Below are 7,793 nucleotides of genomic sequence, written 5' to 3'. Positions count from 1 at the left end.
ACGTCCACACAGGCCACGGCAGCTCGAACTCGGGCCTGTCGCTGAGCGTCTTGGAGAGTGTTCTTAATGGCATTTCCGCCCTCTGACGGCGGGGCCCGTAGCGGTCCCAACTGGGCCCCGGTGTCGGGTAACGCCGGCACTGCGACCGCTTCCTCGAACGCCCCCGCGCGCCAGAGTGTGCTGGGTGGCGGCGGTGGCGCCGCGGCGCCCACCGCTCAGGCGTCCCGTCCGGCGCAGGCTCAGCCCGCGCCGCCGGTGATGCAGCAGGCTCCGGCGGCCAACGCCGGCGCGCAGGCCGCTCCGGGTGCGCAGCCCGCGGCCGAGCGCACCGCGCCGACCGTCGTCAAGATCGTCGTCGCCGGTGGCTTCGCGGTGGGCAAGACCACGTTCATCGGCTCGATCTCCGACGTGGAGCCGCTGAACACCGAGGCTGCCATGACGGAGCACTCGGTCGGCGTGGACGACGCCGGTGGCGTGACCGACCGCAAGACCACCACCACGGTGGCCATGGACTTCGGCCGCGTGGAGCTGCCGGGCAACCTGTGGCTGTACCTCTTCGGTACCCCGGGCCAGGACCGCTTCCTCTTCATGTGGGACGACCTGGTGCGCGGTGCGATCGGTGCCGTCGTCCTGGTCGACACGGACCGCCTGGAGCAGTGCTTCCCGGCCATCGACTACTTCGAGTCGCGCAACATCCCGTTCGTCGTGGGCGTGAACTGCTTCGACGGCGTGGCCAAGCACCGGCTCGAGGACGTGCGCGAGGCGCTGCAGATCCCCTCGCACGTGCCGATGCTCTACACGGACGCGCGTTCGCGCGCGGCGACCAAGCAGACGCTGATCGCGCTGGTCCAGCTCGCGATGCGCCAGCTCCGCTCCGGCGCGCAGGCGCAGGGCTGAGTCGCTCTCCAGCACTTCGCGGACGGCGGGCCACCCTGGGGGCGGCCCGCCGTCGCTGTCCCGCCGGACGATAGACTGTGGGGCCGCGCCGGCCCCTTGTGGGGTGAACGGCGCAAGGAGGGCTGACAGAGCGGCCTAATGTGACGGTCTTGAAAACCGTTGTGCGGCAACGCACCGGGGGTTCGAATCCCTCGCCCTCCGCAGGGCACAGGACGACGGCCGGGATCGAGGGATCCCGGCCGTCGTCCTTCGTGTTGCCCCTCGGGCTCAGCTGATCCCCACGATGGGCAGGCGCAGCGCCGCGGGAGCGGCCTCGGGCACCACCGGGGCCGCCGGACGCACGGGCTCGACGGGCCGGTAGACCGACCCCAGGGCGGGCCGCCCGTCCTGGTCGCCGGCGTTGGGCCACAGCGCGCACGCCCGCTCGGCCTGCGCCGTGATGGTCAGCGACGGGTTCACCCCGAGGTTCGCTGTCACGGCCGAGCCGTCCATGACGTGCAGGCCCTCGTGCCCGAACATCCGCAGGTAGGGGTCGACGACGCCGTTCGCGGCGTCGGAGCCGATGGCGCAGCCGCCGAGGATGTGCGCGGTCAGCGGGATGTTGAAGGGGTCCCCGATCGTGCCGCCGGCGATGCCCTCGACGCCCTCGTCGCCCATCGCGTCCGCCATACGGCGCACCGCCTCGTGGCCCTCCGGGATCCAGCTCGGGTTGGGCGCGCCGGTGCCCTGCCGGGAGGTCATGTAGCGGCCGAACGGCGACCGCCGGGTCAGGGTGGTCAGCGAGTTGTCGTGGGCCTGCATGACCAGGGCGATGACCGTCCGCTCGGACCAGCGGCGCCAGTCCATCAGCACGGGCAGCCACTTCAGGTTCTTGCCCATCTCGCCGAACCAGCGGAAGAACCGGTGCGGTCCGCCGTCGACCAGGATGTGCTGCAGCGCCGCCATGACGTTGGAGCCGTGGCCGTAGCGCACGGGCTCGATGTGGGTGCTCTCGTTCGGGTAGAACGACGAGGTGATCGCGAGGCCGCGCGAGTAGTCCGTCGAGCCGACCTTGTGTGTCATCGCGCCGAGCAGTGCCTCGGAGTTGGTGCGGGTGAGGTGCCCGAGCCGGTCCGACAGGCCCGGCAGCGTGCCGGCGTCCTTCATGGCGTGCAGCAGGCGCTGCGTGCCGAGCGTCCCGGCGGCGAACACGACCTGCTTCGCCGTGAACGTGCGGCGCCCGGCCCACCTTCGCCCGGTGCGGTACGTGCGGATCTCGTAACCGCCACCCTCCGCCTCGGGCCGCGGCCGGACGACGTCGGCGGTGGTCAGCGGGTGCACCACCGCGCCCGCGCGCTCCGCGAGGTACAGGTAGTTCTTCACCAGGGTGTTCTTGGCGCCGTGCCGGCAGCCGGTCATGCACTCGCCGCACTCGATGCAGCCCGTCCGTTCCGGCCCCGCCCCGCCGAAGAACGGGTCGGCGGCCCGGCGGCCCGGCGACGGCGCCTCCGCGCCGCCCGGCCCGAAGTACACGCCCACCCGGGTGGGCCGGAACGTCTCGCCCACGCCCATGTCGTCCGCGACGCCCCGGATGACGTCGTCCGCGGGGGAGCGGCCGTGGTACCGGACGACGCCGAGCATGCGCTCCGCCTGGTCGTAGTACGGCGCGAGCTCGGACTTCCAGTCGGTGATGTGGGACCAGGCGGGGTCGGCGTAGAACGGGTCCAGCGGGCGGTAGAGGGTGTTGGCGTACACCAGCGACCCGCCGCCCACGCCCGCGCCCGTCAGGCACAGCACGTTGCGCAGCAGGCGCACCCGCTGGATGCCGTAGCAGCCCAGGGCGGGCGCCCACAGGAACTGCTTGAGGTGCCAGGAGTTCTTGGCGAACTCGTCGTCCTCGAACCGGCGGCCGGCCTCGAGCACGCCCACCCTGTAGCCCTTCTCCGTGAGGCGGAGGGCAGCGACGCTGCCGCCGAAACCAGAGCCGATCACCAAGACGTCGTAGTCCATGACCGCGAATGTACCCGTTATTGACGCTGTATGAAATACGCTGCCGAACCCCGCCCGGATCCGTGCGGGGGCGTCCCGCGTGCGTCCCGGTCCACCTCGGCTCGGACGGAAAATCGGCAGGATCTCGCGGATGTCGCACCGTCGCGCGCGCCGTCGACCGTCCCGCTTTGCTCAGCGTGCCGTGCGCCAGGTAGCCTGGGCCGCGCGGCATCGCCCTGCCTGGGTAGAGCCTGTCGCGAGGAGACGTCGCATAGTCAGGTCTAGTGCGCCACCCTGCTAAGGTGGTAACGGGGCAACCCGTTCGAGGGTTCAAATCCCTCCGTCTCCGCCAGGAAGGTCCCGGCCGCGCGTGACGCCCGGGGCCTTTTCTGTGAGAGGCTTCGGCACGCAGGTTCAGGGCTGTGACGGAGTTCTCCTCGGGAAGCGCGGATTTGAGTTTGGGCCCGCGCCGAACAGGCGGTAATGTTCTCGTCGGTCGGCCGGTTGTGAACGGCAGGCAGACGGCAGGTAGTACGACCAGCGCCCGTAGCTCAACGGATAGAGCATCTGACTACGGATCAGAAGGTTGGGGGTTCGAATCCCTTCGGGCGCACAGTGGCAGAGCCCCTCACCGGTACCAGCCGGCGAGGGGCTCTTCTTTTTGCCCACGTCGCGATCCGGTCACGGTTGCGACGGGGAGCGCCGAACCATTGACCCGGCCTCCGGCCGATCGCTACGTTCACCTGCGGCACACCCGTTCGGAGAACGACCAGGGTCGCGGCGTCGGAGCTCAACGGTGCGCTCCGTCGTCGGACCAGGGGAGGCCCGGACGGGCGTGCTGCCAAAGGTGCGGCTCCCAGGACGCACGCGGGCCCCTGGTGCGGGCGACCGGATGCTCGGCCAGGATGGCGAGGCGGACGCGCCGACGGCATGGAGGAACCCGAGATGAGCGAGACCGCGCAGGACGCCGGAACCCGGTCGGGTGAGTTCGTGCAGTCCCTGGAGCGAGGGCTGGCCGTGATCCGCGCGTTCGGCCCGGACCGGGCGCGGATGACCCTGAGCGAGGTGGCCCGCGAGGCCGCGCTCAGCCGGGCGTCGGCGCGACGCTTCCTGCACACCCTGGTGGAGCTGGGCTACGTCGTCACGGACGGGCGCGTGTTCGCCCTGCGTCCCCAGGTGCTCGAGCTCGGGTACGCCTACCTGTCCAGCCTGACGCTGCCGGAGGTGGCCCAGCCGCACCTGGAGCGCCTCGCGGAGGACGTCGGGGAGTCGTCGTCGGTCGCGGTGCTCGACGGCGCGGAGATCGTCTACGTGGCCCGGGTCGCCACACACCGGATCATGTCGGCCGCGATCCAGGTGGGCACGCGGTTCCCGGCGTCCGCCACCTCGATGGGGCGCGCGGTCCTGGCGCACCTGCCCCATCGCGACCGGGACGAGTTCCTGGGCGCCGTCGCCCTGGAGCCGCTCACGCCGCACACGATCGTCGACCGCGACCTGTTGCGCGCGGAGCTGGACCGGGTGCGGGGGCAGGGCTGGGCGCTCGTCGACCAGGAGCTGGAGGAGGGACTTCGGTCGCTCGCCGCGCCCCTGCGCGACGGGGCGGGCCGCGTCGTGGGCGCGGTGAACGTGTCCGCCCCCGTGCGCCGTGGCGCGGTCGACGAGCTGGTGGCCGAGTTCCTGCCGGCGCTGCTGCGCGCGGCTGGCGAGATCGAGGCGGATCTGGCCCGTACCCGCGCCTGATCCCGGCTGTTACGGTGGGCGTACGCATACGGAACTGGTGTGCGCACTGCGAACGGGCAGAGGTGTGGATCGATGGGACAGGCATTCGTCTACGACGCCGTGCGCACGCCGTTCGGCCGCTACGGCGGTGCGCTCGCCAGGGTGCGCCCGGACGACCTGGCGGCCTTCGTCGTCGGCGAGCAGGTGCGCCGGGCGCCCGGGCTGGACCCGGCCCGGATCGACGACGTGATCCTCGGCAACGCGAACGGCGCCGGCGAGGAGAACCGGAACGTGGCGCGGATGGCGGTGCTGCTGGCCGGGTTGCCGCTGTCGGTGCCGGGAGTGACGGTCAACCGGCTGTGCGGCTCGTCGCTCGATGCCGTCGTGCAGGCGGCCCGTGCCGTGGAGACCGGCGACGCCGACGTCGTCGTGGCCGGCGGGGTCGAGTCCATGAGCCGTGCGCCGTGGGTGCTGCCCAAGCCCGAGCGGGCCTACCCCGCCGGCGGCACCGAGCTGGTGTCGACCACGCTGGGCTGGCGCCTGGTCAACGCGCGGATGCAGCCGGACTGGACGGTCTCCCTCGGCGAGGCGACCGAGCGGCTCCGCGAGAAGTACGGCGTCACGCGGGAGCGCCAGGACGAGTTCGCGCTGCGCAGCCACCGCCTGGCGCACGCGGCCTGGGAGGCCGGGCGGTACGACGACCTGGTCACCGCCGTGCCCGGGACGGACCTGCACCGCGACGAGCCCGTCCGTCCGGACGGCACCCTGGAGAAGCTGGCCGCGCTCAAGCCCTCCTTCCGGTCGGACGGCGGCACCATCACGGCGGGCAACGCCTCCCCGCTGACGGACGGCGCCAGCGCCGCTCTGATCGGTTCCGCGGCGGCGGCCGGCCTGACCGGCCTGGAACCGCTGGCCCGGATCGCGGGCCGTGCCGCGGTCGCCAACGAGCCGCAGTACTTCGGCTACGCCCCCGTGGCGGCCGTCGAGCGCGCGCTCGCGAAGAGCGGCATCGGCTGGGCCGACGTCGGCGCCGTCGAGCTCAACGAGGCGTTCGCCGCGCAGTCGCTCGTCTGCGTCGACGCCTGGGACGTCGACCCGGAGATCGTGAACTCCTGGGGCGGCGCGACCGCGCTCGGGCATCCCCTCGGCGCCTCCGGCACCCGGATCCTCGGCACGCTCGCCCGCCGGCTGATCGTCGAGCGTCAGCGCTGGGGCGTCGCCGCGATCTGCATCGGCGTCGGCCAGGGCGTGGCCGTCGTCCTCGAGAACGTGTGGGCCGCCGCATGACCGTCCAGGTGGCGCCGACCGCCCTGGCAGCGGTGGGCGACGTCGCCGACGGCTCGACCGTGATGATCGGCGGCTTCGGACCGGCAGGGCAGCCGGTGGAGCTGATCGAGGCGCTGCTGGAGCAGGGCGCCGCCGACCTCGTCGTCGTCTCCAACAACGCGGGCAACGGCGAGGACGCGCTGGCCCGGCTGATCCTGGAGCGCCGGGTGCGCAAGATCGTGTGCTCGTTCCCGCGCCAGGTGGACTCGTGGCACTTCGACGCCGCATACCGCGCGGGTGAGATCGAGCTCGAGCTGGTGCCGCAGGGCAACCTGGCCGAGCGGATCCGCGCGGCCGGCGCCGGTCTGGGCGGCTTCTTCACGCCCACCGGCTTCGGCACTCCCCTCGCCGAGGGCAAGGAGACGCGCGTGGTCGACGGCGTCCCGATGGTCTTCGAGTCCCCGCTCCCCGCCGACGTCGCGCTGGTCAAGGCCTTCCGGGCCGACGGCGCCGGGAACCTCGTCTACCGCAGGACGGCCCGGAACTTCGGGCCCGTCATGGCCACGGCCGCCCGGCGCACCGTGGCGCAGGTGCGAGAGGTGGTTCCGGTCGGGGCTATCGACCCCGAGACCGTGGTGACGCCCGGCATCTACGTCGACGCCGTCGTGGCGATCGACAGCGTGACGACGCTGGCGGGCACGCAGGCCGGAGCGCGGGGCTCGGCCTCATGAGCGCCGAGACGGTCCCGCCCGGCTCGCGGAGCGGGTCTCCCTTGTCCAGGGCGCAGCTGGCGGCGCGGGTGGCCGCCGACATCGCCCCGGGCTCCTACGTGAACCTGGGCATCGGCCTGCCGACGCTCGTGGCCGACCACCTCCCCGCGGGTTCGGGTATCACGCTGCACACGGAGAACGGGCTGCTCGGGATGGGCCCCTCGCCGGAGCCGGACGCCGCCGACCCCGAGCTCATCAACGCGGGCAAGGTCCCCGTGACCGAGCTGCCCGGCGCCTCGTACTTCCACCAGGCCGACTCGTTCGCCATGATGCGCGGCGGCCACATCGACGTCTGCGTGCTGGGGGCGTTCCAGGTGTCGACGTCGGGGGACCTCGCGAACTGGTCCACCGGCCACCCAGGGGCGGTGCCCGCGGTGGGCGGGGCGATGGACCTCGCGGTGGGCGCCCGCCGGAGCGTCGTCATGATGACCCTGCTGACCAAGGACGGTCAGCCCAAGCTGGTGCCCGAGTGCACGCTGCCGCTCACCGGGGTGGGTTGCGTGTCCCGGATCTACAGCGACATCGCGGTGATCGACGTCGGGCCCGGAGTCCCAGGGGACAGGGGCGCACGCGTCGTCGAGACGTACGGGGTCACGCACGGGGAGCTCGAGGAGCTGCTCGGGCTCCGCCTGGGCTAGGGGCCTGCCTGGGAACCGGCGCCCACGCCGTGCTGCCGCCTGGCGCGCCCGGGTTGCAGGGCCCGTTGACCCCGACCCTCCGGGCGGATGGCGAAATCTGAACCAAAGATTACGCAGACATGGCCGACCGGGAGGGTTCTTGGCCTGTACCCGGGTTAGGGGCCGCAGACGAGGGCCGTCGAGCCGGTCTGACATGGCTCCAACGCGTGCGGACCTGATGCCCTCTTGGAAAAACGCCCGGTGAACAGCGCTTCTGTGTCAGCCGTCACGCGCCCTGGCTTTGACGGGTCCTGCGGGCTGACGTAATGTTCTCGTTGTTCGCCCGGCAGGGAGGTACGGACAGGGAGCTCTTAGAGAGTGACTGGCCGGTCCCGGGGCGGGAACCACTCCAGATCGTCGAGGTAGCTTCGTGCGCTTCGTTTCTGGGTTGGGCTTGCCGAACAGGCGCTTCGATGTAGGGATCCTGACCAGGGTGCTTGCGCCGGGGAGCGTGGTAGGGTAAGTTACAGAGGTTGCCTCCGAACGAGGATGACGC

At 72.0% G+C, this 7,793-nt stretch carries 6 protein-coding genes and 3 tRNA genes; 8 read left to right on the top strand and 1 reads right to left on the bottom strand.

All coding sequences use genetic code 11. The features are described from left to right. Nucleotides 1–258 precede the first annotated feature (258 nt). Both ACH45N_RS00045 and ACH45N_RS00040 read left to right on the top strand, forming a co-directional pair. On the top strand, nt 259–897 hold the full coding sequence (locus ACH45N_RS00045; RefSeq protein ID WP_397389962.1) for a GTP-binding protein: 639 nt from the start codon (nt 259–261) through the stop codon (nt 895–897). Nucleotides 898–1,013: 116 nt separating this feature from the next. Next, nucleotides 1,014–1,098 (top strand) — tRNA-Ser (locus tag ACH45N_RS00040). A 66-nt stretch (nt 1,099–1,164) separates the two neighbouring features. On the opposite strand, the gene ACH45N_RS00035 is transcribed toward ACH45N_RS00040, so the two are convergent. Beyond that, entirely contained in the window at nt 1,165–2,886 is a 1,722-nt protein-coding gene (locus ACH45N_RS00035) for a GMC oxidoreductase (protein WP_397389960.1), read from the bottom strand. A 239-nt stretch (nt 2,887–3,125) separates the two neighbouring features. Here ACH45N_RS00035 and ACH45N_RS00030 point away from each other — a divergent pair. The 6 genes from ACH45N_RS00030 to ACH45N_RS00005 all read left to right on the top strand — a co-directional run bounded on the left by ACH45N_RS00030 (nt 3,126) and on the right by ACH45N_RS00005 (nt 7,258). After that, nucleotides 3,126–3,217, top strand: a tRNA-Ser gene (locus ACH45N_RS00030). 188 nt (nt 3,218–3,405) lie between these two features. Continuing rightward, nucleotides 3,406–3,478 (top strand) — tRNA-Arg (locus tag ACH45N_RS00025). A gap of 332 nt (nt 3,479–3,810) precedes the next feature. Next, on the top strand, nt 3,811–4,605 hold the full coding sequence (locus ACH45N_RS00020; RefSeq protein ID WP_397389958.1) for an IclR family transcriptional regulator C-terminal domain-containing protein: 795 nt from the start codon (nt 3,811–3,813) through the stop codon (nt 4,603–4,605). 72 nt (nt 4,606–4,677) lie between these two features. Further along, complete coding sequence (locus ACH45N_RS00015) at nt 4,678–5,871, top strand: thiolase family protein (RefSeq protein ID WP_397389956.1); 1,194 nt, start codon at nt 4,678–4,680, stop codon at nt 5,869–5,871. Further along, on the top strand, nt 5,868–6,581 hold the full coding sequence (locus tag ACH45N_RS00010) for a 3-oxoacid CoA-transferase subunit A (protein ID WP_397389954.1): 714 nt from the start codon (nt 5,868–5,870) through the stop codon (nt 6,579–6,581). Before ACH45N_RS00015 ends, ACH45N_RS00010 begins: the two co-directional genes overlap by 4 nt. Then, a complete protein-coding gene (locus ACH45N_RS00005) occupies nt 6,578–7,258 on the top strand; it encodes a 3-oxoacid CoA-transferase subunit B (RefSeq protein WP_397389952.1) in 681 nt (226 codons plus the stop codon). The genes ACH45N_RS00010 and ACH45N_RS00005 overlap by 4 nt, the downstream gene beginning before the upstream one ends. The last annotated feature ends 535 nt before the right edge of the window (nt 7,259–7,793 follow it).

The sequence above is a fragment of the Promicromonospora sp. NPDC019610 genome (assembly GCF_044389365.1).
In the GTDB taxonomy this organism is placed as follows: domain Bacteria; phylum Actinomycetota; class Actinomycetes; order Actinomycetales; family Cellulomonadaceae; genus Promicromonospora.
This window is presented reverse-complemented; position numbering and strand designations above follow the sequence as displayed.

Coding starts and splice junctions, on each gene's coding strand:
- ACH45N_RS00045 (WP_397389962.1), top strand. CDS start 259: ATGCAGCAGGCTCCGGCGGCCAACGCCGGCGCGCAGGCCGCTCCGGGT.
- ACH45N_RS00020 (WP_397389958.1), top strand. CDS start 3,811: ATGAGCGAGACCGCGCAGGACGCCGGAACCCGGTCGGGTGAGTTCGTG.
- ACH45N_RS00005 (WP_397389952.1), top strand. CDS start 6,578: ATGAGCGCCGAGACGGTCCCGCCCGGCTCGCGGAGCGGGTCTCCCTTG.
- ACH45N_RS00035 (WP_397389960.1), bottom strand. CDS start 2,886: ATGGACTACGACGTCTTGGTGATCGGCTCTGGTTTCGGCGGCAGCGTC.
- ACH45N_RS00010 (WP_397389954.1), top strand. CDS start 5,868: ATGACCGTCCAGGTGGCGCCGACCGCCCTGGCAGCGGTGGGCGACGTC.
- ACH45N_RS00015 (WP_397389956.1), top strand. CDS start 4,678: ATGGGACAGGCATTCGTCTACGACGCCGTGCGCACGCCGTTCGGCCGC.